The sequence below is a fragment of the Prochlorococcus marinus str. MIT 9312 genome, from assembly GCF_000012645.1.
GTDB lineage: Bacteria > Cyanobacteriota > Cyanobacteriia > PCC-6307 > Cyanobiaceae > Prochlorococcus_A > Prochlorococcus_A marinus_L.
In genome coordinates this window covers 21,671-45,970 of the sequence record NC_007577.1, presented here as the reverse complement: position 1 = coordinate 45,970, position 24,300 = coordinate 21,671, and the positions used below count along the sequence as shown (strand labels likewise).

General features: G+C 31.5%; 24 protein-coding genes. 14 read left to right on the top strand and 10 right to left on the bottom strand.

The features are described 5' to 3' along the window. Window positions 1-31: 31 nt before the first annotated feature. From PMT9312_RS00220 to PMT9312_RS00210, 3 genes are read left to right on the top strand one after another with little or no spacing between them, the layout of a single operon-like run. Window positions 32-1,807 (top strand): diflavin flavoprotein, encoded by a 1,776-nt coding sequence (locus PMT9312_RS00220; protein WP_011375609.1) that lies wholly within the window; start codon window positions 32-34, stop codon window positions 1,805-1,807. Window positions 1,808-1,823: 16 nt separating this feature from the next. After that, on the top strand, window positions 1,824-3,605 hold the full coding sequence (locus PMT9312_RS00215; RefSeq protein WP_011375608.1) for a diflavin flavoprotein: 1,782 nt from the start codon (window positions 1,824-1,826) through the stop codon (window positions 3,603-3,605). Window positions 3,606-3,622: 17 nt separating this feature from the next. After that, entirely contained in the window at window positions 3,623-4,147 is a 525-nt protein-coding gene (locus PMT9312_RS00210) for an NAD(P)H-dependent oxidoreductase (RefSeq protein WP_011375607.1), read from the top strand. Window positions 4,148-4,169: 22 nt separating this feature from the next. Here the strand turns inward: PMT9312_RS00210 and mrdA are convergent, their stop codons facing one another. The 4 genes from mrdA to PMT9312_RS00195 form a co-directional block, all read right to left on the bottom strand. Beyond that, complete coding sequence (gene mrdA / locus PMT9312_RS00205; RefSeq protein ID WP_011375606.1) at window positions 4,170-5,960, bottom strand: penicillin-binding protein 2; 1,791 nt, start codon at window positions 5,958-5,960, stop codon at window positions 4,170-4,172. An 11-nt stretch (window positions 5,961-5,971) separates the two neighbouring features. Then, the gene (locus PMT9312_RS09645; protein ID WP_193741843.1) at window positions 5,972-6,115 is read right to left on the bottom strand and encodes a hypothetical protein; all 144 of its coding nucleotides are present in this window, start codon (window positions 6,113-6,115) and stop codon (window positions 5,972-5,974) included. Between the two features lie 108 nt (window positions 6,116-6,223). After that, window positions 6,224-6,832, bottom strand: coding sequence for a hypothetical protein (locus PMT9312_RS00200; protein ID WP_011375605.1), 609 nt, complete (start codon window positions 6,830-6,832; stop codon window positions 6,224-6,226). Window positions 6,833-6,913: 81 nt separating this feature from the next. Further along, window positions 6,914-7,627: a PD-(D/E)XK nuclease family protein gene (locus PMT9312_RS00195; protein WP_011375604.1), complete on the bottom strand. Its 714-nt coding sequence runs from the start codon at window positions 7,625-7,627 to the stop codon at window positions 6,914-6,916. Window positions 7,628-7,905: 278 nt separating this feature from the next. On the opposite strand from PMT9312_RS00195, the gene PMT9312_RS00190 reads away from it, so the two are divergent. Continuing rightward, a complete protein-coding gene (locus PMT9312_RS00190; RefSeq protein WP_011375603.1) occupies window positions 7,906-9,390 on the top strand; it encodes a tetratricopeptide repeat-containing sulfotransferase family protein in 1,485 nt (494 codons plus the stop codon). A gap of 184 nt (window positions 9,391-9,574) precedes the next feature. Here the strand turns inward: PMT9312_RS00190 and guaA are convergent, their stop codons facing one another. Both guaA and cbiD read right to left on the bottom strand, forming a co-directional pair. After that, window positions 9,575-11,161, bottom strand: a complete 1,587-nt coding sequence (gene guaA, locus PMT9312_RS00185) for a glutamine-hydrolyzing GMP synthase (protein WP_011375602.1) — start codon at window positions 11,159-11,161, stop codon at window positions 9,575-9,577. A 54-nt stretch (window positions 11,162-11,215) separates the two neighbouring features. After that, the gene (gene cbiD / locus PMT9312_RS00180) at window positions 11,216-12,328 is read right to left on the bottom strand and encodes a cobalt-precorrin-5B (C(1))-methyltransferase CbiD (RefSeq protein WP_036924448.1); all 1,113 of its coding nucleotides are present in this window, start codon (window positions 12,326-12,328) and stop codon (window positions 11,216-11,218) included. A gap of 87 nt (window positions 12,329-12,415) precedes the next feature. On the opposite strand from cbiD, the gene PMT9312_RS00175 reads away from it, so the two are divergent. Then, on the top strand, window positions 12,416-13,552 hold the full coding sequence (locus tag PMT9312_RS00175; RefSeq protein WP_036924451.1) for a pyridoxal-phosphate-dependent aminotransferase family protein: 1,137 nt from the start codon (window positions 12,416-12,418) through the stop codon (window positions 13,550-13,552). Between the two features lies 1 nt (window position 13,553). On the opposite strand, the gene PMT9312_RS00170 is transcribed toward PMT9312_RS00175, so the two are convergent. Next, the gene (locus tag PMT9312_RS00170; RefSeq protein ID WP_011375599.1) at window positions 13,554-13,751 is read right to left on the bottom strand and encodes a hypothetical protein; all 198 of its coding nucleotides are present in this window, start codon (window positions 13,749-13,751) and stop codon (window positions 13,554-13,556) included. A gap of 134 nt (window positions 13,752-13,885) precedes the next feature. Here PMT9312_RS00170 and PMT9312_RS00165 point away from each other — a divergent pair, with 134 nt between their 5' ends. The 5 genes from PMT9312_RS00165 to pdxA all read left to right on the top strand — a co-directional run bounded on the left by PMT9312_RS00165 (window position 13,886) and on the right by pdxA (window position 17,607). Next, window positions 13,886-14,398 carry an AbrB family transcriptional regulator gene (locus PMT9312_RS00165; protein WP_011375598.1) on the top strand — a complete coding sequence of 171 codons (513 nt, stop codon included), beginning with the start codon at window positions 13,886-13,888 and terminating at the stop codon, window positions 14,396-14,398. Between the two features lie 56 nt (window positions 14,399-14,454). Continuing rightward, a complete protein-coding gene (locus PMT9312_RS00160) occupies window positions 14,455-14,865 on the top strand; it encodes a DUF6554 family protein (protein WP_011375597.1) in 411 nt (136 codons plus the stop codon). A 143-nt stretch (window positions 14,866-15,008) separates the two neighbouring features. Further along, complete coding sequence (locus tag PMT9312_RS00155) at window positions 15,009-15,410, top strand: HNH endonuclease (protein ID WP_011375596.1); 402 nt, start codon at window positions 15,009-15,011, stop codon at window positions 15,408-15,410. 263 nt (window positions 15,411-15,673) lie between these two features. Further along, window positions 15,674-16,552 (top strand): oxidoreductase, encoded by an 879-nt coding sequence (locus PMT9312_RS00145; protein ID WP_011375594.1) that lies wholly within the window; start codon window positions 15,674-15,676, stop codon window positions 16,550-16,552. Window positions 16,553-16,575: 23 nt separating this feature from the next. Further along, on the top strand, window positions 16,576-17,607 hold the full coding sequence (gene pdxA, locus PMT9312_RS00140) for a 4-hydroxythreonine-4-phosphate dehydrogenase PdxA (RefSeq protein ID WP_011375593.1): 1,032 nt from the start codon (window positions 16,576-16,578) through the stop codon (window positions 17,605-17,607). On the opposite strand, the gene accB is transcribed toward pdxA, so the two are convergent. Both accB and efp read right to left on the bottom strand, forming a co-directional pair. Beyond that, window positions 17,584-18,087, bottom strand: coding sequence for an acetyl-CoA carboxylase biotin carboxyl carrier protein (gene accB, locus PMT9312_RS00135; RefSeq protein WP_011375592.1), 504 nt, complete (start codon window positions 18,085-18,087; stop codon window positions 17,584-17,586). The genes pdxA and accB overlap by 24 nt on opposite strands. Beyond that, window positions 18,087-18,647: an elongation factor P gene (efp, locus tag PMT9312_RS00130; protein WP_011375591.1), complete on the bottom strand. Its 561-nt coding sequence runs from the start codon at window positions 18,645-18,647 to the stop codon at window positions 18,087-18,089. The genes accB and efp overlap by 1 nt, the downstream gene beginning before the upstream one ends. 43 nt (window positions 18,648-18,690) lie before the next feature. Here efp and PMT9312_RS00125 point away from each other — a divergent pair, with 43 nt between their 5' ends. Both PMT9312_RS00125 and thiL read left to right on the top strand, forming a co-directional pair. After that, window positions 18,691-19,782 carry a peptidylprolyl isomerase gene (locus tag PMT9312_RS00125; RefSeq protein WP_011375590.1) on the top strand — a complete coding sequence of 364 codons (1,092 nt, stop codon included), beginning with the start codon at window positions 18,691-18,693 and terminating at the stop codon, window positions 19,780-19,782. Continuing rightward, window positions 19,775-20,761 (top strand): thiamine-phosphate kinase, encoded by a 987-nt coding sequence (gene thiL / locus PMT9312_RS00120; RefSeq protein WP_011375589.1) that lies wholly within the window; start codon window positions 19,775-19,777, stop codon window positions 20,759-20,761. The genes PMT9312_RS00125 and thiL overlap by 8 nt, the downstream gene beginning before the upstream one ends. Here the strand turns inward: thiL and gap are convergent, their stop codons facing one another. After that, window positions 20,762-21,784 (bottom strand): type I glyceraldehyde-3-phosphate dehydrogenase, encoded by a 1,023-nt coding sequence (gene gap / locus PMT9312_RS00115; protein ID WP_011375588.1) that lies wholly within the window; start codon window positions 21,782-21,784, stop codon window positions 20,762-20,764. It lies immediately after the preceding gene. A 193-nt stretch (window positions 21,785-21,977) separates the two neighbouring features. Here gap and murC point away from each other — a divergent pair, with 193 nt between their 5' ends. After that, window positions 21,978-23,387, top strand: coding sequence for a UDP-N-acetylmuramate--L-alanine ligase (murC, locus tag PMT9312_RS00110; RefSeq protein WP_011375587.1), 1,410 nt, complete (start codon window positions 21,978-21,980; stop codon window positions 23,385-23,387). Window positions 23,388-23,395: 8 nt separating this feature from the next. Then, a complete protein-coding gene (gene murB / locus PMT9312_RS00105) occupies window positions 23,396-24,289 on the top strand; it encodes a UDP-N-acetylmuramate dehydrogenase (RefSeq protein WP_011375586.1) in 894 nt (297 codons plus the stop codon). Window positions 24,290-24,300: the final 11 nt, after the last annotated feature.

The following is a 24,300-nucleotide window of genomic DNA, read 5'->3' as shown; positions in this document are numbered from 1 at the left end:
AACTAAAGTTATTTATAACGCGATTTGTCCTATGCTAGCCTCTGCCCAGACAAGTAATTCTAAATTGGCACAAATAAATAACAAGTTGACAGTTCAATCTCAAAACTTCGCTGATGATTCTTATGCCATAAGATCTCTGGATTGGGATCGCAGTAGATTTGATATTGAATTTGGCTTAAGGAATGGCACTACTTATAATAGTTTTATTATTAAAGGCGAAAAACTAGCAATAATTGATACTAGTCACGCAAAATTCGAAGAATTATGGTTTGAAGAATTACTAAAAGAGGTAAATCCACAAGAAGTGGATTATCTAATTACAAGCCATACAGAACCTGATCATTCTGGTTTAATAGGTAATCTTCTAGAATTAAACAAAAATATCACAGTAGTAGGATCAAAATTAGCCCTTAAGTTTATTGAAGACCAAATACATGTTCCCTTTAAGAAAATAGAAGTTAAAAGTGGAGAGTTTTTAAATCTCGGGACTAATCCTAATAGCGGTTTAGAACATAATATTGAATTTATAAGCGCACCAAATTTACATTGGCCAGATACAATTTTTTCATATGACCACAGCACTCATGTTCTCTACACATGCGATGCATTTGGACTCCATTACTGTTCTGATGAATTTTATGACACTGATCAAAAAGAAATATATGATGATTTTCGTTTTTATTACGATTGCCTAATGGGTCCAAACGCTAGAAGCGTTCTGCAGGCAATTAAAAGAATAGATAAGCTACCTGAATTAAAAACAATAGCCGTAGGTCATGGGCCTTTGCTTCATAATCAAGTTAATTTTTGGAAAGGAAAATATCAAGAATGGAGTAGCAATAAAAGCAAAGGTAATGATTTTGTATCAGTCTGCTACATCAGCGACTATGGTTATTGTGATCGACTAAGTCAAGCGATATCTCATGGAATAAGCAAAGCAGATGCTCAAGTACAATTAATTGATTTGAGATCTTCTGACCCCCAAGAATTAACAAGTTTAATTTCAGAGTCAAAAGCAGTAGTCATCCCCACATGGCCAGTAGATTCAGATAATGAATTAAAAGAATCTCTTGGTACTTTATTTGCAGCACTAAAATCAAAACAATTTACAGCTGTCTATGATGCATTTGGTGGAAATGATGAACCAATAGATTCTTTAGCAAATAAATTAAGAGAACTTGGTCAAAAAGAAGCTTTCTCTCCTTTAAGAGTTAAAACCATTCCAGATCCCATTGTTTATCAACAATTCGAAGAAGCTGGAACTGACTTGGGTCAATTGATCAATAAAAAGAAAAATATTGCTTCTATGAAGAGCCTTGATTCAAATTTAGATAAAGCTTTAGGCAGATTAAGTGGAGGATTATATGTAGTTACAGCTAGTCAAGGAGAAGGTTCAACGTTTCGACAAAGTGCAATGGTCGCAAGTTGGGTTAGTCAAGCAAGTTTTTCTCCACCAGGTATTACGGTAGCAGTAGCAAAAGATAGAGCTATTGAATCTTATATGCAAGTTGGAAAAGGTTTTGTTGTTAATATCTTGCGAGAAGACAACTATCAGAAAATGTTTAGACATTTTCTAAAAAGATTTGCCCCTGGAGCTGATAGATTTGCTGATGTAGATGTAATTAGTAACATCGCAAAAGGAGGACCAGTCCTATCAGATTCTCTCGCTTTTTTAGATTGTAAAGTGAGCTCCAGATTAGAGACTCCAGATCATTGGATAATTTATGGAATTGTTGAAAATGGTAATGTCTCTGATTTATCATGCAAAACAGCTGTTCATCACAGAAAAGTTGCTAATCACTATTAGAAAATAAATCCTAAAAATGTCAGAAGTTAATAAAAACTTATCAAAATTTGAAATTACCAAAAATTTTACTTGTATCAGATTCTTAGACCAAAATAAAGAAAGATTTGAACTTGAATTTAACCTTGAGAAAGGAACCTCTTTTAATACTTTTTTAATTAGAAGTCATGAGGAACTTTTTATTATTCATCCACCTGAAAAACAATATTTAAACTCATTTAAAAAAGTAATCTCTAGTGTTTGCGATCAATTTAAATTAGATAAAATCAATGTCATTTCTGGTCATATTAATCCCCAAATTATTGAAACTATAAAAAATCTAAGTACCCAATTTAAAAACACAACTATTACTTGCTCTAATCCAGGTTATAAACTTATTAGCGAACTTTGGAATCAAAGAAATCCTAACTTAGAAAACTTTGTTGAAACTAAATTACCTGAAATAAACATAATCAAAAAAGAACTTAATTTAGAATTAGATAACATTTATCTAGAGTTAATTCCTATTCCAACAGCACGTTGGCCTGGAGGCTTGATAATTTATGAACGTAATCAAGAAATACTTCTAAGTGAAAAAATTTTCTCTGCCCATATAGCATCTGAAGATTGGTCTGAGACAAATCGAGTTAGTACAGAAGTTGATAGGAAACATTTTTATGATTGCTTAATGGCACCAATGTCTAATCAAGTAGTATCAATTGCTGAAAAAATTGCAGATTACGACATTAAAACTATTGCCCCTCTGCACGGTCCCGCGATCGAATATAGCCTAAAAAGCTTTTTAAATGACTACATTAGATGGGGTGAGAATCTTTCAACAAATAATCCTAAGATCGCTCTGATATATGCAAGTGCGTATGGAAATACGGCCTCAATAGGTGATGCATTAGCTAAAGGGATAAATAGAACTTCTGTTGAAGTTGAAAGTATTAATTGTGAATTTACGTCAAATGATGTACTTATAAAATCTATCCAAAATGCTGATGGCTATTTAATAGGATCTCCCACACTTGGTGGTCACGCCCCAACTCCTATAATAAGTGCACTTGGAACATTATTATCAGAAGGTAATAGAGATAAACCAGTAGGAATTTTTGGTAGTTTTGGCTGGAGCGGCGAAGCAATAGATTTACTGGAATCAAAACTAAAAGATGGTGGTTTTAGGTTTAGTTTTGACCCTATAAGAATTAAATTCAGTCCAAATAAACCAAAGATTAAAGAGCTAGAAGAAATAGGAACTCACTTTGGGAGAAAAATTATAAAAAAAGCAAAGAAAAAGCCCAGAAAATCTGATACCGGAATGATTACAAGTAAAACGGATCCAAAATTACAAGCTCTTGGAAGGGTGATTGGCTCACTATGTGTTCTAACTGCTTCTAAAGGTAAAGATAAGAACAATATCAAAGGAGCAATGCTTGCATCTTGGGTTAGTCAAGCAAGTTTTTCCCCGCCTGGATTAAGTATTGCAGTAGCAAAAGATAGATCGGTAGAGTCACTCCTTCAAATTGGAGACTCTTTTGCTTTAAACATTTTAAGTGAAAAAGATTTTAAAGAACCTTTAAAAAGATTCACTAAACCCTTTGCACCAGGAGAAGATAGATTTCAAGGATTAGATATTGAATTGACACCTAATGAACAAATAATTATTCCTCAATCTTTAGCATGGTTAGATGCCTCTGTAAAAGAAAGAATGGAATGTGGAGATCATTGGGTGATTTACGCAGAAGTCCTACACGGTAATATATTAAAATCCGATAGTTTAACAGCAGTTCATCACCGTAAAACTGGATCTAACTATTAATTTTATTTATCTAATTTATGACTGAATCAAAAGATCTGATTATTATTACAGCTAGTTGTGGGAAAAATCTAGAACTTTCTGAAAAATTCCTTGAAAAGAGTAATGAACTGAAAGTAAGTTCTGAAATTTTGGATCTTACCACTCTTGATATTCCACTATTTAATCCACGAATTCACAGCAAAGAAAATATTCCAGTTGAAATAGAAGAAATTAAAAAGAAGCTTTTCTCAATAGAAAAGTGGGTGATTTGTGCTCCTGAATATAATGGATCCATACCTCCTATTCTCTCCAACTTCATAGCATGGCTTTCTATTTCCGGAGATGACTTTAGAAATTTATTTAATGGTCAACCAATTGCAATTGCAACTTTCTCTGGTGGCATAGGGTTAGAATTACTTACTTCATTACGCATTCAATTAGTACATTTAGGAAGTCAGGTATTAGGAAGACAACTTTTATCCTCATATAGTAAACCTATAGATACAAAAACTATTGAAGATATTATTCAAAGACTTTTACAAATGAAAAAGATAAAAACATAAACTTTAAAAATAAAACTAAATATCAATTTTTTTCATTCCAAACTTTTAAAATTTGTCTAGCCATAGGAAGTGCATGTACAGAGCCTCCACCAGGAGTATTTTGAGCAAAAGCGACTACAAGCAACTCACTTTTTTCAGAAGGAGTAAAGCAAACGAACCAAGCGTGATCTAAGCCGCCTTCACCATCTTCAGCAGTTCCAGTTTTACCTGAAACTGGAGGTAAATTTGAAACTCCATAATTAATGGATACTCCTGTGCCAGACTCTACTACTTTCCTCAGACCGTCTTTTATCAACTGAATATTTTTTGGATCAACATCAATTTTAATACGTTTTTTGTGTGAAATATTTTCATCATCTTTTTTAACTAAATGAGGAGTAACTAGATAACCTCCATTTGCAATAGCAGCATATGCTCTAGCTAATTGAATAGGAGTAACTTGAACAACAAATTGTCCAATAGACATACTCGCAATATCTTCTGGAACCCAAGGAGTTCTACCTGGTTCGCCCCATCCCCGCCCTTCTTTAGCCCATTTGCTACTTGCTACTAATCCTATATTTTCTTGTTCAGAAATTTCAATTCCAGATAAAGAATTAAAACCAAGCTTTCTAGAGACCTTATGAATTGCATCAACACCTACTCCATATCCGACTTGATAAAAAAAAGTATTACTTGAAACTCTTAATGCATCTTCATAACCTATTACCCCAAAGCCTAAATCATTATGTTCCCTAAAACATTGACTCCCATAAGTTATACATGGTTTAGTTTCTAACATAGTATCAATAGGAAATTTTCCACTTTCTAAGCCAGCTAAAGCCGTTACAATCTTCCAAACACTTCCGGGATCATAAGCATTTAATGCTCTATTGAAAAGAGGTTTTTCAGGAGAGTTGAATAACTTATCATATTCTTTTTCAGGCTTAAAATCCTTTGAAAAAAAATTCAAATCAAAAGTAGGCCTACTTGCCATTGCCTTTATTGCACCATCTCTTGGATCAATCACTATTATCGCTCCAGCTTTTTTGTCGTTAAGAACTTCCTCGGCAATTAATTGCAAGTCCATATCAATAGTCAATTCAATATCGTTACCTTGTCTGGAGGGTTTAACCCCCAAGGATCTTTGGAATTTTCCTAAAGAATTCACTTCAACCATCTCTCCGCCCCATTCACCTCTTATGAAGTCTTCGTAAACATATTCAATGCCAGTTCTACCAATTAAGTCATTTAATTTATAACCCTTTTTAGATAAAAATTTGTATTCTGACTCAGTAATTGGTTGTGTATATCCAATTACGTGAGCAGCTAGTGATTTATAAGGATAATTTCTAATTAATTTCGTCGCTATTTCAAAACTAAATAAATTATCTTCATTTTCCTTAAATTTTATTAATTGATCCACACTTAAATCATCAATAATAGTTACTGCAAGTTTCTGCTTTTTTAAACCATCAAAATATTTTGTTTGAATTAAATTTTTATCAATATTTAAAAAGTCAGAAATAATTACTTTATGTTTTTCCCAATCGCTTTCATTTACCGATTGAGGTTTTATTATTAGAGAATATTTCACTCTACTATCTGCTAGAACCTTACCATTTTTATCAAGTATTCTTCCGCGTATTGGTTGTGAAGCGATAAGTCTAATCCTGTTCTCATCAGACATTTTCTTAAAAGATTCGTAATTTAATAGTTGTAAAAAAATCAACCGTAACAAAATCAATAGAAATGAAATCGAGGAAAAGATAAGTAAGACTAACGGTTGTCTCTTGAATGAAATAAGTTTTTTACTATACGGTCTTTTGATCAAAAATTTAAAATTTATCTAAATATTGTTTTTTCTAATAAAGCAATGGTTGAACTTATATCTTTTAGCCTGGTGATTAAATTTTTATAATCTCTCTCTTCATTATTCAGATTAAGCTCCTCATTTTCAAGATTATTTGGAGTGAATTCTTCATTCATAAACTTTAATTTTTAACTTCAGTTTTCTATATAATCCAATGTTAAATAAAAAAATTAATTTTTTCAAAACAATATTAAGTTCGATACTGTACATAAATCATAAAACAATTAATTTAACTGTTCTGAGTTTTGTTCAAAATAAGGATTACAACTATTTTTAGATATTCCTAAAGACCACCCTATAAATGATGAGATAAATATCGTGACGATTACTGGTAAAAGAGCTTGTTGAGTATTTTCAAGACTAAACCACTCCATCCAGCTACTAAAAAACCTTTCTCTTTGAAATTTTCTTTTTTCATTTTCTAATAATCTTGCTTTTTTAGCGAAAGATTTTTTAACCCAGTTTTCAAAAGGTATTTTTTTTATAATCGCCATTTTTCTCTCTAGTTCTAATAACTGACCTGAATTAAGATAAGGATGAAATGTACTTATCAATTCAAGAGTTTTTAAAAACATCTCAACAGTTGCATCTTTGATTAATTTTTGCTCATGACTTAAATCAGCCCACTCTATTTCTGGATAAAAACGATTCCTATTTGGATGAATTTGATCCTCTGACATTTGACCAGGTTCTCTAAGCCATCTATTAGTATTTTCATCGAATCTTCTCCAATACAAAAAAGGATTAATAAAAATTGTTTTACCGGATATTTTGACTACATCTTGTTGAAGATGATTAGTTATCTTTTTATCAGAGTTTTTCAAATTTATCAAAAGTCTAAATTAAGAATCTAATTAAAGATTATCTTTTATTTATTATTTTTCCAGAACTATTAGAAAAATTTTCTATGAGTATTAAGTAATTGATAACTGCCAACGCTTTTTTAAATAATTACAATATTCACAACTTAATGAAGGTTTTGGAAAAGTATCGGAACGTAATAAATTGACTGTATCAATTATCTTAAGTTCTACCCAGGATGTTGAGCAGTCTAATCTAATTAAATTTACATCAAATTTTAATTGATTATTAAAAAACTGTTCATTTTTTTTTCCATTAAAATATAAAAGATATGCTTCATTAGCAACTTGAAAACCGTTTTTCTGAAATAACCACTGATACATTTCCAATTGTCTCTTATAAGCTTTTGCATATTCGTATTTATTAAAAGTCTCGGACCAATCAAAATTCTTTCTAGATGTTGCTTTTACATCAACGATGATAAGATCACCATTTTTTTTCTGCCAAATATCATCAACAGCTCCGCCAAAATCATAGTTATGCTCAATTGATTTATATCTTATCCCTTGAAAATTACTTCTCCAGCGTTCTAAATCTTTGTGTTTGAAAGGCACAGCATCAATACCATTTTCAATCAATAATGGATGTGGCTCCTGAATTCTTCTGTAATGATCAAATTCATTTTTACATAAATTATCTACTGCTATATTTAGAGTAAATGGTAACGATGGTGGTTTTATTTGATACTTTTTGTCGAGTACACAACATCTAGGACAGCTCAGATATTTTTCTACAGTGGATCTACTTAATTTAATAATCTCGCTCATCACGTTTTAAATCCAATTTAAAAAATTTGATAATTTACCACCATTCAATAGTTCCATTGCTCTAAGCTTGCACTAAGACAGGAGTAAATTTTACGTCAGAAACAAGTGCTAAGCAAAAGGATTACTAACATTATGTAAGTTCAAAAAACTTGTCTAACTAATTGTAGATAATTAATTAGGAATTACAATTAAATTAATCATTAATCTACTTAGTAAACAATTTATAAAAACTTTACGTTAAGACTATAATCGCTATAAAGAAATTATCTTTATAAATAATGAAAGGTTTTGGCGAAAAGAACCAATTAAAGAAAATAAAAACACCAAAAAATGCAGAGATACTAGATAGCGATCAATTGATTAAAAAAGCATTCACACTGCAAGCACAAGGAAGGACACTAGAAGCAGCAAAACACTATGCATATCTTATTAAACATGGAATAAAAGACTATAGAGTTTTTTCAAATTATGGAATATTCCTAAACGAAATCGGAAAACACAAAGAAGCAGAATTAGAACTTAAAAAAGCAATTTCTTTAAATCCTAAATATGCAAATGCTTACTACAATCTGGCAGTTTTATTTATTGGTCAAGGAAATTTGGGGAAAGCAGAATTAGAACTTAAAAAAGCAATAAAACTTAAATCAGACTTTGCTATTGCTTACTATAATCTTGGATTTATTTTAAAAGATCTGGGTAGATTAAAAGAGGCAGATTCATATAATCAAAAAGCAGTTGAAATAGATCCTCACTTGACTGATGCATATTTATCATTATCAACTATGTATTCTGGTGATAAAACTCCAAAATGGCACAATCAACTTTTTTCTGAAAGTCTTATAAAAAACAAAAATAATAGAGAATTAATAAATATTTTTTTCGCAAGATCAAATATTTTTCATAGAGAAGGAAAATATCAAGAAAGCGCTGAGAATCTTATTAATGCAAATAATATCAAACTTAGATTGAATAAATCTGAAGCAAATTTATTAATCAATAAAACTAAAAAGTTGAAAATATCCTCAGATAATTATGAAAGAAAAAATAAAGCATTTGGAAATTATCCAATGTCTATTTTTATAGTAGGACTTCCTAGATGTGGTTCTACCCTGGTTGAATCAATCATAAGTTTGAATTCTCATGTAAGAGATCTTGGAGAAGTCAATATCTTTGAAAAATCATATAGAGAATATAAAGAATCTGAAAAAAAAACAGACCTTAGTGAAATATATTGGAAAAAATTAGAAATAACCAAAAATAAAAGATCCACAACAAATAAATGGTTATTTAATTATCAATATGCAGGCATAATTGCACAAGCAATTCCTAATGCAAAAATAATACATTGCTATAGAAATCCTTTAGATAATATCCTTTCTATGTATAGAGCACATTTCGCAACAGGGAATAATTTCTCTTCAAGTTTGGTTGATTCTGTTGCAGTTTATTCTGATCAAGAGGAGATCATGAAAATATACAAAAAAGAATTTAAAAATCATATATATGAATTAAATTACGATAAATTAGTGACTCATCCTTCAGAAGAGATAAAATCATTAATTCTTTGGTTAGGTTGGAAATGGAATGATTTATATTTATCGCCACATTTAAATAATCGTAAAGTCTCAACAAGAAGCAATGTTGAGGTTCGTTCACCAATCACTACAAAATCTTTAGGAGGATGGAAAAACTATAAAGAGATGCTTAGACCTGCAATGGAAATCATTACTCAAAAGGATCAATATAAAGACCTAAAGTATTAATCAGTAATAATATCCATAAAACATCGCAAAAAACCCTGTAATCCTTTACTCCCATTCAATAGAACCTCTTGATTTCGAACCTTGAAACACATTGGTATCAAGGGATTTATGAAAGTGAAATTTCCACGTAAAACCCACGTAAAACCCAAAAATTCCATTGTTGATAAAATATGGCAATTTTCCGTCACTCCCACTCAATAGTTCCTGGAGGTTTGCTTGTAATATCATAAACCACTCTATTAACTGAAACTACTTCATTTACGATTCTATTAGAAATTCTCTCTAAAATCGGAAAAGGAATTTTTGACCAGTCTGCTGTCATACCATCTTCACTAGATACACAACGTAAAACTATTGGCCATGCATAAGTCCTTTTATCACCCATAACTCCTACAGTTTTAACTGGTAGCAATACTGCGAAAGCTTGCCAAATATCATTGTAAAGACCTGCTTTTTTAATTTCGTCTCGCACTATCCAATCTGCATCTCTTAAACAGTCAAGTTTTTCATTATTAACTTCTCCCAAAATTCTTATCGCTAAACCTGGTCCCGGGAATGGATGCCTTTTTATAATTTCATCCGGCAAACCTAAGGCAGCTCCCAATTTGCGGACTTCATCCTTAAAAAGTTTTCTTAATGGCTCAACTAATTTAAATTGTAAATCTTTTGGTAATCCCCCCACATTATGATGACTCTTAATTTTTACAGCTATTCTTTCCCCAGTCTTTGGATCAATATTAGTACCAGCACTTTCAATAACATCAGGATAAAGAGTACCTTGGGCTAAATACTGAAAAGGGCCCAATCTATTACTTTCTTCTTCAAATACTCTAATAAATTCTTCACCAATAATTTTCCTTTTTTGTTCTGGATCAGTAATCCCTTTTAATTTGGAAATAAACCTTTCCCTTGCATTAATATATTCAACCTTTATATGAAATTTCTTATCAAAAAAATTCATTAAAAATTCAGGTTCACCTTTTCTCATAAAACCTTGGTCTATAAACATGCATGTAAGCTGATTTCCAATTGCTTTATTGAGAAGAAACGCAAGAGTTGACGAATCAACTCCTCCTGACAAAGCAAGCAAAACTTTTTTATTGCCAACTTGATCTCTTATCCTAGGAATAGTTTCCTCTATATAGGTTTCGGTTGTCCAATCAGCCACACAACTAGAAATGCCATAAACAAAATTTTTAATTACCGTTATCCCAAACTCTGAATGAATTACTTCAGGATGAAATTGTACGCCAAATAATTTCTTTCTATCATTTGAAATTGCTGCATGGAGTGTGTTCTCGGTATGAGCAATTTTATTAAATCCATCAGGCAAACAATTAATTGAATCGCCATGACTCATCCACATTATGGATTTATCTTCTACATCAGAAAGGAGTTCAGATTCTTGATCTATATTTATTGGTGCTCTACCATATTCTGCTTTTTTGGTTGCTGAAGTTACAGATCCACCAAGTTCTTTGACCATTAATTGCATTCCATAGCATATGCCAAGAATAGGAATTCCTAAATTAAAAATTTTTTCATCACATTTTGGAGCATTTTTTTCATATACAGAATTTGGACCGCCACTCAAAATTATCCCTTTAGGATTAATATCATTAATTTCTTCAATTGAAATACAGTTACTTACTACAAGAGAAAAAACATTAGTTTCTCTAATTCTTCTTGCAATCAATTCAGAATATTGAGATCCGAAATCTAAAATTAGTATTGAAGGATCGCGTTCTTTTTTTAAAGATGTTTGACTCATGTATAAAAGTTAGCTCAATTTATTTACAAAAGCATAATCAATCAAAAATTAATCTCATTGAAAATCAGAAATATACTTATTACCGTAAGTTCCAGCCCACCTAATTTCTCTTTTTCTATCAAAAATGATTGATGCGATTTCCATATCCGTTTTTACATACCTATTGACATATGTAAAAGAACGCTTTTCAATCGTATTTGATAAATTAAGGAATAATTTTTCAGCTATAGATTTATCAAATCTTTCAAGTAGTAATAGGGCTTCTTCAAGATTCTTTAAGTGAGATAATTGGACTATTATTTCTGTTGGTACCTTTTCTTGAACAGCTAAATAAACAAGAATCTCAATTCTTCCATCTGCCAAATGATTATGTGTATGAAAAATACCACCTGCTAATTTAATTAATTTTCCGTGATAACCAAAAAGAATTACAGTTTTAACTTTTTTTATTGCAGCATCAACTATTAATGGTCCTATCCAATTGCCAACCTTTAGAATAGGAAATTTAAGATTACAATTTTTTGCCAAATTTAAACCATTTTCACCAATAACAAAAACAACTTTCCCTTTAAAATCATTTTGAACTAACTTTGCTAGATTAGTTTTAGCCTCTTCTAATTGATCAGGTGAAGCACTGGAATAAGTCTCAGCAGAAGTTCCAATAATAGATAATCCATCAACGATACCAAATGACTTATTACTAGTTCTTTCAGCTAAAAATACCCCATTTGGGAAAATAATTTCTAATTTCAAATTAAAGCCCTCAGGAATAATATCTAATAAATTTTCATATAAAACTTCTTTTGCAAAATCAGAAATGCATATTTCTGATGTATCCTCTTTTATACCTACACCAGATCCTGCAATAATATTTATTGGATTTGTTTGAAGAGGATTATTAAAAGAATTTCTTTCTAAAGAGGCTATTGTCCATATTTCTAAGTTTTGTGTAATGTCAAGATATAAGCCAGACTTTGCAAAGGAAATTCCTAATGCATGCGAGTCATCTTTAAGTAAACCAACAGAATGAATCTCGATTTTTATTTCTTTTTTTTCATTAGGAATTTTTATTAGTTCATAATTATCAAATGGCAACCCTACTAGTTTTTTTAATGCTGACCTAGCAGCTCCAGCAACCCACAAAGGTAAAGAAAATCCTTTTTTCAAATCAAGTAATTGAAAAATATATAATGAGAACTAATCTAAGAATGACCTATTTAACAAAAAGTGGCCATACAACAAAAATTATCATTGATGATTCCTGGACCCACCCCAGTTCCAGAAAAAGTTTTACAAGCATTAAGTAAGCATCCGATAGGACATCGCAGTAAAGAATTCCAAGATCTCGTAGAAAGTACTACTAAAAATTTACAGTGGCTTCATCAAACTCAAAATGATGTTCTAACAATTACTGGTAGTGGAACTGCCGCAATGGAAGCTGGAATAATAAATACCTTAAGTAAAGGAGATAAAGTAATTTGTGGAGAAAATGGAAAATTCGGCGAAAGATGGGTAAAAGTTGCTAAAGAATTTGGTTTAGAAGTAATAAAAATTGATTCCGAATGGGGTACTCCGCTTGATCCAGAAGAATTCAAAAAGGTATTAGAGGAAGATAACCAAAAAGAAATAAAGGGAGTTATTTTGACTCATTCTGAAACCTCAACAGGTGTAATTAATGATCTAGAAACTATAAGTTCATATATTCGCGAACACAATACAGCTTTATCAATTGTTGACTGCGTTACAAGTCTTGGAGCTTGCAATGTACCAGTAGATGAATGGAAATTAGATATCGTTGCGTCAGGATCACAAAAGGGATATATGATACCTCCAGGGCTTAGTTTTATAGCAATGAGCCAAAAAGCATGGGAAGCTGCAGAAAAATCTAATTTACCAAAATTTTATTTAAATTTAAAATCCTACAGAAAGAGTCTTTTAAGTAACAGTAATCCATATACTCCAGCAGTTAATTTGGTTTTTGCTTTAGATGAAGCTTTAACAATGATGAGAGAAGAAGGCTTAGATAACATTTTCAACAGACACAATAAACATAAATTAGCAATGAGCAATGCTGTAAAGGCTTTAAATCTAAAATTATTTGCTGATGAAAAATATTTAAGCCCTTCAATTACTGCAATAGAAACTGGAGAAATGGATGCTGAAGAATTCAGAAAAACAATAAAGAATAATTTTGATATTTTACTTGCTGGTGGTCAAGATCATTTAAAGGGGAAAATATTTAGAGTCGGCCACTTAGGTTATGTAAACGATCGAGATATTATTACAGTAGTTTCTGCTATAAGTAATACACTTCTTGAGCTCGGTAAAATTACTGCCCAACAAGCTGGTGAAGCATTAGTTGTAGTATCTAAGTATCTTGATGGAAATTAAGTTAAGTACCTGGCTCTTCAACATTTCCGCCTAATTCAACAATCTTTTTTCTGAGAATGATTGATTTTTTTTCATCCCCCTTCGTTTGAGCGATTGCAAGAGCAAATTCTAATTTTTCAAGCTGGTGTCCGCCCTCAAAAAAAGATAATTTCTTTTTAATTCTGATTTTATTAGCTTTGTAAGAAATTTGTGAAGCCATAAAAAATTCATGCTTTACATAATATTATGCCAACTAAAGGGGACATTACGAGAGGAAACCAAAAATATTATTTGAATATAAACTGAAACAAAAAAAATTTTTTCTAATATTATGACCAAACATCTTTCATATTTATGCCAAACATAAATCTAATCTATTATCTAATTGCAGGCGTTATCTTTGGAGCTTTAGCTCTAAAAACAGGTATTCCTGCTGCTCCTCTTGCGGGTGCTTTAATAGGCGCAAGTATACTTAGCATTAGTGGCAAAGTCGAAATTGCAGAGTGGCCAATCGGCACAAGAACGATTTTAGAAATCGGAATTGGAACAGTTATTGGTACATCATTAACCAAAGACTCATTAGTTGATCTTCAAAGCTTATGGAGGCCTGCCATCTTAATAACATTTACTTTAGTTATTACGGGATTAGCAATTGGATTATGGACAAGCAGATTACTTAAGATAGATGTGATAACTACAATTCTAGGTGCCGCACCAGGAGGAATTAGCGGCATGAGTCTTGTAGGGTCAGAATATGGAGTGGGAGCTGCAGTCGCAACTCTACACGCTGTAAGATTGATTACTGTGCTTCTAATTCTTCCTTTAATTGTGAAATGCTTATACTTATTTGGAGTAATAAAATCTTAAATTTCTATAGACATATTCTTAATAAAAGATATTTTTAAATAGATGAAAAAAGTCTAATGAAAAGATTCAAGCAGAAAAAACAGATATTTTTAATTTTAAGTATTTTAATGCCTTTAGCCCTTTCGACATTCAAAGTGCATGCGGGCTCATTTGCAGCGGAAATTTTCTGTACTATGAGAGATGGAGGTAATGATCATGAAAGTAGTTGGGAGGCAGCATATACGTATATAAAAAAGCAAAAAGGAGGAATTTTCAAAGTCTCACCTAAACAAGCAGCATCGCAAATTACTGAATCAGTTATAAGAGATAAAGAAACCTTCAGCTACTGTGTTGAATACCTCGATAAACTTCATCCAAATAGAAAATTACTAAGAGAATTGGAAAAAGAAGAAGAAAGAAAAGAAAAAGAATTAGAAGAAACTAATGAAGATTTTTCAGAAGAAACAATTGAAAGATACAGTTATTAATTACGGCTTTGATTGTCTGCAATTTTTTTTGTATCTATTAACACTAAATTATATTTTTACGGGCTAATTTCAGCTAAAAAATAATAATTAAATATTGACTTTTGATAAATTCAAGCCATTATTCATTTAACTAAATGGTCTGAATGCATATTAATGATGCTGTCTTTTTAGAGGATTTATGTCCTAAGTTCAGATTTAGACAATGGAGAAAATCTATTCATAGATTTACAGGAAAAAGTTGTATATATTGCGGAAAACCATCTGAATCTATAGACCATGTATTACCTCGAAGCCAAGGCGGCTTAAGTACAACAGAAAATTGTGTACCTGCATGTCTTTCCTGTAATGGGGATAAATCAGATGAAAATGCTTTGTATTGGTATAGAAGACAAAAATTTTATGATCCTCGAAGAGCAATGGCTATAAGAGCTTGGTTAGAAGGAGATTTAAGATTAGCTATAAGATTACTGCAATGGGCTAATCCTAGTTTTAAAATAAGTAATAAAAATTACAAAAAAGATAAATCAGAATATAAAGCAGCTTGACTACCAAATATTACAAATTTTTCTAGAGTTATAACTCTCACATATATTTCCCAATTCTCTTGGCGATTCTGGAAATATTAAAATTGTCGAAAATGAAATGAGAAGGACAAATAATTTTTGGTAGAATTTAAAATTAACTAAACTGATTTCTTTTTCTATCAGACGATTATAACTTTTGCTAATGCAGAAAGTTGTTGATTTTAAATCAGGCTTAACAGCTGTCTTCATCATTAATTAATACATATGTACTACTCTAACGCCGTATGACGAATCCAGCAAGTTCACTAGGAAATAAAAATAAATTCTTTATCTTTGGATGTGGTTTTAGCGGTAGTTTCTTTGCAAAAACGATAAGGCAATTAGGTTATACTGCTTTAACCACTTCGAGATCTGAAAATAAAGATCCACATAGTTTCGTCTTTAATAGTGAAAATAACATTGTTCCTAATGAAAAAATTTTTGATGGAGTCACACATATTCTTAGTTGCATACCTCCCGACAAAAATGGAAATGATCCAGTACTAGGAAGTCTTAAAAATAAGCTCAAAAGTTTATCCCTTGAATGGGCTGGATATTTATCTACCACAGGAGTATATGGGCACACCAAAGGTGATTGGGTTTCTGAGACTGATCAACCTAATCCTTTTCAAAACAGAAGTCACAAGAGATTAAATTGTGAAAAAGAATGGATTGAATCTGGTTTACCTGTACAAATTTTTAGGTTACCTGGTATTTATGGACCTGGAAGATCCACTTTTGAAGCAATAAGAAATAAAAAAATTCGCGTTATCTCTAAAAAAAATCAGGTATTTTCAAGAATTCATGTTGCTGATATTACAAATGCAATTATCTATCTATTAGAAAATAAAAATTCCTTAAATTTTCACCAGATTATTAATATTACAGATGATGAACCCTGTTCTCAAATAGAAGTTATTCAATATTGCTACGATTTACTTGGTTTAAAAATGCCAAAGCCAATATTATTTGAGGATGCAAAAAAGAAATTATCGCCTATCGCTCAATCTTTTTGGATGGAAAATAGAAAAGTTTCTAATAAACTTTTATGCGAAACACTTGGATATAAACTAATTTATAAAAACTATAAAATAGGCTTAAAAAATTGCTTATTAAATAGTTAAAAAAAATAAATTTTAAACTGTCTATGAATTTTCAGAATACAAGTAATAGATTGAAATTAGTTTTAAGCGTCGGAGACGAGTCCGGTATTGGACCTGAAATAATCTTAAAAGCTCTTTATTCTAATGAGATTCCAGAAAATATTGACTTTGTAATTGTTGGTTCAAAAAAAAATCTACAAAATACATATAGAAAACTGAAATCTTTAGGATTAGAAAACCTCGCAAATCCTAAAAATTTAAATATCCATGATCTTGAAATTTCTTCATCTGATGATTCTAAAGCAAGTTATGGTGATTCAAGTTTTAATTACCTAACAAAAGCAATTGAAATTGTAAAACAATATCCTAATTCAGCACTTGTAACTGGACCAATTTGCAAAAAATCATGGTCACTAGCAGGTCATTACTTCTCTGGCCAAACTGAAGTTTTAGCAAAATCATGCGGAGTAAAAAATGTTGGAATGTTATTCACAGCAAAATCACCAATTACAGGCTGGAGATTAAATACTTTGCTAGCTACAACCCACATAGCTCTTTGTGAGGTTCCCAAGAAATTAACTACAGAATTAATACATTCTAAATTAGATCTTTTCAAAGATTTTTGTAGTACCTATGTTGATAAACCTTCTTTTAAAGTTTCAGGATTAAACCCTCATGCTGGTGAAGAAGGGCTTTTAGGTAATGAAGAAAAAGATTGGCTCAATGATGCGTTGATTGCTTGGAATGAGAATAATAGAGATATTAAATTATTAGGCCCTTTATCACCAGATAGTTGCTGGAACTCTTCCGCAAAAGCTTGGAGAAACAAAGATGCCGAAAAACATGATGGCATTCTTGCTATGTATCATGATCAAGGTTTAATTCCAATGAAAGTTATAGCTCTTAATTATTCAGTAAATATGACAATAGGTTTACCCTTTATAAGAACATCTCCAGACCATGGAACAGGATTTGATATTGCTGGCAAAGGAATAGCTGAATCTCAAAGCATGATTGAAGCTATAATTACAGCCATAGAAATGACTAAAAGTTCAAGACTGCTTAACACGCATTAAAACTTGACCAAATTCAACTGGCGTTCCATTTTCAACGAGAATCTCTACTATTTCTGCATTAAATTCAGATTCTATTTCATTCATTAACTTCATAGCTTCCAAAATACAAATGGTTTGGCCGACTTTAACACTGCTGCCTAGATCGACGAATGGATCCTCACCAGGCGCTGCAGCCCTATAAAAGGTCCCAACCATAGGAGAAGTAATGTCAGTAAGATCTGAACGCCCAGGAGGAGCTACCTGAGACGCCTCAGGCTCATTAACTGCTGGGATATCATTAATGGATTTTTGATTAGCAATTGTTTGCCTATCAAATAAAGTATTAGAGGCTAAATTATTAGGAACTTGGTTCTGATCAAATAAATTCCGTTTTATTTCAAGTTTAAAATCTTCTCCCTCTAGGGAGAATTCTTGAATATCGCTTGTAGAGATTTTCTCTATTAAGCGATTTAAGTCTTCATGATCTAATTTCATAGCCATTAATTTTCACGTCCAAGATAACTGTCGTTACGTGTATCAACTTTAATCATTTCTCCCACAGAAATAAATAAAGGAACCATAACTTGAGCACCAGTTTCTAGAATAGCTGGTTTCGTGCCCCCACTAGCAGTATCGCCTTTAACTCCAGGATCAGTCTCTGTAACTTTCAAAGTAATAGAAATTGGAAGTTCCACTTCTAAAACTTTACCATTATGTAAAATTACATTAACCTCCATTCCTTCTTTCAAATACTTTGAGCCTTTACCGATTTGTTCAGAGGAAAGTCTTGTCTCTTCAAAACTTGTCATATCCATAAAAACGTAATCTCCAGACTCCACATAAGTGTGTTGCAGGTTAGACTTCTCAAGGATAGCCTGCTGTACTGATTCTCCGGCTCGAAAAGTTTTTTCAACCACGTTGCCGCTTTGAACTGATTTTAATTTTGTTCGCACGAAAGCAGAACCCTTACCAGGCTTGACATGTAGAAATTCTACAACACGCCAAACTTGTCCATCCAATTCTATGGTGGTACCTGTGCGAAAATCGTTACTGGAGATCATTCCTGTATTACATCCCCAAGGATCATAAACCTACAAGAGTGCTATGCAAAAATTCTTATCAAATCAGAACAAACTTTTCTTAATTTTATCAATCATAATTTTACAGGTTTTTCTCTTTAAACCCATTCAAGTACTAGCAGATTTACCTACTGGAAATGCGGTAAAAGACCCTAATGCAATCCTCAGAAACGCACTCCCTATCAAGCAACTTGAGTTACAAGAAATTCAACACAAATTGGAAGAAACCAGTGACCTTGTAAGAGGAGGAAGATGGCCAGCTCTTACAAAAACTGTTACAAAATGTCAATCTTTACTAAAAAAATATCAAAGTCGAATTATCCAAGAATTACCAAACGATAAAAAGAAAATTGCTGAAAAAACATTTTTAGAACTCAAAGAAAATTTTGATAGCCTTCAAGATCATTCTAAATCAAAGGATAAGTACTCATTTATAGACACCCGAAAAGAAGCTCTAGATAAAATAGGTGGATTAGAAGAATATTTTCTACCAAATCAATTTCCTTACTATATTCCAGAAGAGTTTGATAACCTACCAAGACTACTAGGCAGAGCAAAAGTCAATATAAAAACCTCCAAAGGAGACATGAAAGCTATTGTGGATGGATTTAATGCCCCACTTACAGCAGGAGCATTTATAGATTTATCTTCAAAAAATTTCTATAAAGATCTTCCTATAAATAGAGCAGAAGAATTTTTTGTACTGCAAACAGGTGATCCAATTGGTGAAGCAATTGGTTATTTAGATCCTGAAACAAATGAAGAACGTCACGTTCCTCTCGAAATTAGAATTCCTGATGAAAAGGATACTTTTTATAATCAAACGTTTGAAGATTTAGGCCTTTACACAGAGACACCAACCTTACCTTTCGCGACACTTGGAACTCTAGGATGGTCCCATTCAAATACCGCAGTTGATGATGGCTCATCGCAATTTTTCTTCTTTTTATATGAAGCAGAATTAAATCCAGCAGGTCGCAATTTAATTGATGGACGGAATGCTGCCTTTGGTTATGTTGTAGATGGTTTTGATGTATTGGAAGAACTAACGAAAGATGACACAATAATCTCAATAGATGTTTTAGCAGGGATTGAAAACCTCAAATTAAATGCATAAAGAAATATTAGAAAATATAGGGGAAAAAGAATTAATAACTAGGCTTGGAAAATTTATGCCTAAAAATCAAGTTACAGATGATTGTGCTTTAATAAAAACTAAAAATAATAACTTACTTGTTAATAATGATTCTTTGGTAGAAGATGTTCATTTCAATGACATTACTATTTGCCCTCAAGACCTCGGATGGAAAGCAGTTGTCAGCAACATCTCTGACTTATTATCCAGTGGTAGCAAGAAAACTATAGGAATTACAATAAGTTTGATTCTACCTGCTAAAACTGAGTGGGTTTGGGTTGAAGAGTTATATAAAGGAATAAATAAAGCTTTAAAAGAATATGGCGGAAAAATTCTTGGAGGAGATTGCTCAAAGGGAAATCAAAAAACCATATCAATTACAGCCTTTGGAATTCAAGGTGAACTCGAATTACGAAGAAACGCATGTAAACCAGGGGATATTATCTTAACCACAGGAATTCATGGACTTAGCAAACTAGGATTTTTGATACAAAATAAAATAAAGTTAGATAATAATATTTCTCTTAATGAAAGATTAATCAGTAAGTCCATTGAACGTTTTTGTCGCCCTCAAGTTTACCCAAATTTTCTAAAAAATCTCCTTAAAACTCGCACAAATAAAAAAATAAAGAGAATAGGTTGTACTGATAGCAGTGATGGTCTATTTCAAGCGGTACAAGATTTAGCAATCGCTAGCAAATGTAAAGCAATTATGATTTATAAAAAAATACCTAAAGATAAGGATTGGCCAAAGGGAGATAAATGGGATGAATATTATTTTTTTGGAGGTGAAGATTACGAATTAGTTTTCTCATTGCCCAAAAAATGGGCAAAGAATTTATCTAAACTTGATAAAACTATTAATGCAATTGGTTATTTTGCTCATGGTGAACCATCAATAGAATTTAAAGATAATAATAAAAATAAATTATTGAAAAACTCACCTTTCAAGCACTTTTAATTATTCCCACTTTTTAGCAACAATCTCTGCCAAATCAACGACCCTCTGGCTATAACCCCACTCGTTGTCATACCATGCAAGGACCTTGACAAGATTATCTCCGATGCACATAGTGAGGTCACTATCTACAATTGATGATTCATTAGTACCTGCATAATCGCTTGACACTAATGGTTCATCTCCGTACTTAATGATGCCCTGCATTGAACCTAAAGATGCTTCTTTAAGAGCATTATTTACTTCTTCGCTTGTGACAGATTTAGAGGATTCGAAAACGAAATCTACCGCTGAAACGTTAGGTGTAGGAACCCTCATTGCAATTCCTGTCAATTTGCCTTTCATTTCTGGATACACTAATGCTACTGCTTTAGCAGCTCCTGTAGAAGTTGGAACAATATTGGTGGCAGCGGCTCTAGCCCTTCTTAAATCTCTATGACTATTATCTAGAATTCTTTGATCACCGGTATAACTATGAATTGTAGTCATCAAACCTTTATTAATACCAAAATTTTGATCTAAAACTTTAACTACTGGAGCTAAACAATTTGTAGTACAACTAGCATTACTTAAAATATCATAATCTTTATGATTATATTGATCAGCATTAACTCCAACTACATAAGTACCAACCCCATCCCCTTTACCCGGAGCAGTTAAGATAACTTTTTTTGCCCCTACTTCTAAGTGCTTACTTGCCCCTACATCTGTATTAAAAACTCCCGTTGATTCAATTACTAAGTCAACTCCCCAGTCTTTCCAAGGGAGATTCATTGGGTTTCTATCAGAAAAACACTTAATAGTCTTATTATTAATTACAAAAGTGTCATCAGTATATTGAATATCAACACCATCCAATTGGCCAAGAACTGAATCGTATTTTAGAAGATGAGCATTCGTCTTTGGATCTGAAGTAACATTAATACCAACAACTTCAATGTTGGTATAAGCACCTCTACTAAGCCAACAGCGCATAAAGTTTCTACCAATTCTGCCAAAGCCGTTAATTGCAACACGCAAAGTCATAACTAAAAATTTCTAAATGATTAACCTAAGTTGCTGATCATACTGAATTTTGTGCAATAACGTAAGGTTTTTTTGATTTATTAAGCAAATAAGTCTAGTTTTGTATTAATTCCAGGAAAAAAAACATTTTTTTTTAAGAAAAAATACCAAAAATTCGCTAAGAAGTTATTTTGATTTAAGTAAAAGATAAAAATTGGATAAAGAATTACTGTCGAAGAGTCATTTTCATTTTATTGGAATTGGAGGTATTGGAATGTCAGGAGTTGCAATAGGTTTGCTCAAAAAAGGTTATTCAGTTTCAGGATCTGATTTAGTTAAAAACAATGAAACTAATAAATTAGCGCAATTAGGCGCAGTAATCTTTAATTCTCAAATTCGACAGAATATTGAATTTGTAACTTCAAAATTTAACAACAAATTGATTAATTTTGTTGTAAGCTCCGCGATTAAGCCAGAAAATGAAGAATTTTCTTACTGTAGAAAAAAAAATTTAACAATAAAACATCGTTCAGAGATACTTGCAATGTTAATGCAAACCTACACTACATTGGCCGTAGCAGGTAGTCATGGAAAAACATCAACCAGTACATTTCTATCGACACTTCTTGAATTATGTACGCATAATTCTTCTTCAATAACTGGGGGAATAATTCCTATCTACAATTCTAATTGTCATTTAGCAAATACAAAATTCTTAGTAGCTGAAGTTGATGAATCTGATGGAACAATTAATAAATATAAATCTGATATTGGATTAATTAATAACATTGATTTTGATCATTGCGATCATTTTTCTGATTTAGGTGAAGTTATATCTTCTTTTAAAGATTTCGCTGCAAATTCTAAAAAATTATTACTTAATTTTGATTGTGTAACTACCAGAAGTAATTTTTATTCTGAGAATAATTGGTCAAATATTACAGCCAATAAAGCAGCTTATGCCATAATCCCAACTGAAATTAATGAAAGTCATACAATTGGTAAATATTATGAAAATGGAAATTTCATTAGTAGTTTAGATATTCCAATCCCAGGATTACACAACCTATCTAATATCACAGCTGCAATAGCAGCTTCAAGAATGATAGGTGTAGATTTTTTAGAAATTAAAAAAAATATTAAATATCTTAAACTTCCAAAAAAAAGATTTGAATTCAGAGGTCAAGTAGATGAAAGAAATTTATATGATGATTATGCACATCACCCAAACGAAATAAAAGCAACAATTAAATTAGGAAGATTATTTATTAATCACAAACGTAATAATGAATCACATAATGGAAGATTAATAGCAATATTTCAACCTCACAGATACTCTAGAGTAAAGCAATTTGCAAAAGAATTTGCTTTAGAATTATCAAAAGCAGATATTATTTACATAACTAGTATTTATGCCGCAGGAGAAGGAAACGAAGATAACATTAATTCAACAATTATTACTGATCTGATATATAAACAAAACAAAAATGTTAGTTACATCAATAATTATCATGAAATTACAAAGAAGTTTTACGAATTAACTCAAAAAGGGGATTTGATTTTGAATATGGGAGCTGGAGATTGTCATAATTTCTGGTCAATTTTAAATGGTAAAAATAATTAAATTGATTTATGAATAAGAAAATTTTGTCTGAGAACTGTAATTTAAGTAATTATACAACTATAAAAGTTGGTGGAGTCGCAGAATATTTTGCTGAACCAAGAAGTATTGAAGAATTTTCTTATCTAATAAAATGGTCTACATTAAATAATCACAAATGCCAAATAATTGGCGCAGGTTCAAATCTTTTAATAAATAATATTTTCATAAAAGGTTTAGTTATATGTACAAAAAAAATGAAGTCATTAAGGATTGAGCCATATTCAGGAATTGTTGAGGCAGAAGCAGGTGTAATGCTCCCGACATTATCTAATTCTCTCGCTAAAAATGGATTACAAGGAGGAGAATGGGCTATCGGAATTCCAGGCACTTTAGGAGGAGCAATTTACATGAATGCTGGTACAGGTGATTTATCCTTAGCAAAAAATCTTATTTCTGTGAAAGTTATTAATAATAAAACTCTTGAAACACTTGAAATTGAAAAAAAAGATATCAATTTTGAGTATAGATTCAGCTCTTTTCAAAGTAATAATTTGGCAATTATTAGTTCAAAACTACATTTTGAACCTAATGGAAATCTCGCAAAATTAATTCAAAAAACGAAAAACAACCTTAAATTAAAAACAGCAGCACAGCCATATCATCTTCCAAGTTTTGGTAGTGTTTTTAAAAATCCTGAAAATAGTTATGCAGCAAAATTAATTGATGATATGGGTTTAAAGGGATTTAAAATTGGCGGTGCTGAAATTTCTACAATGCATTCAAATTTTATAATTAACAATTCTTCGGCAAGTTCAAAAGATATTTATGAATTAATAACAGTAATTCAACAAAAAGTACTACAAAACAAAGGAATTTATTTGCAACCAGAAGTAAGAATGATTGGTTTTGACTATCCTAATTAAAGAAACTTTTT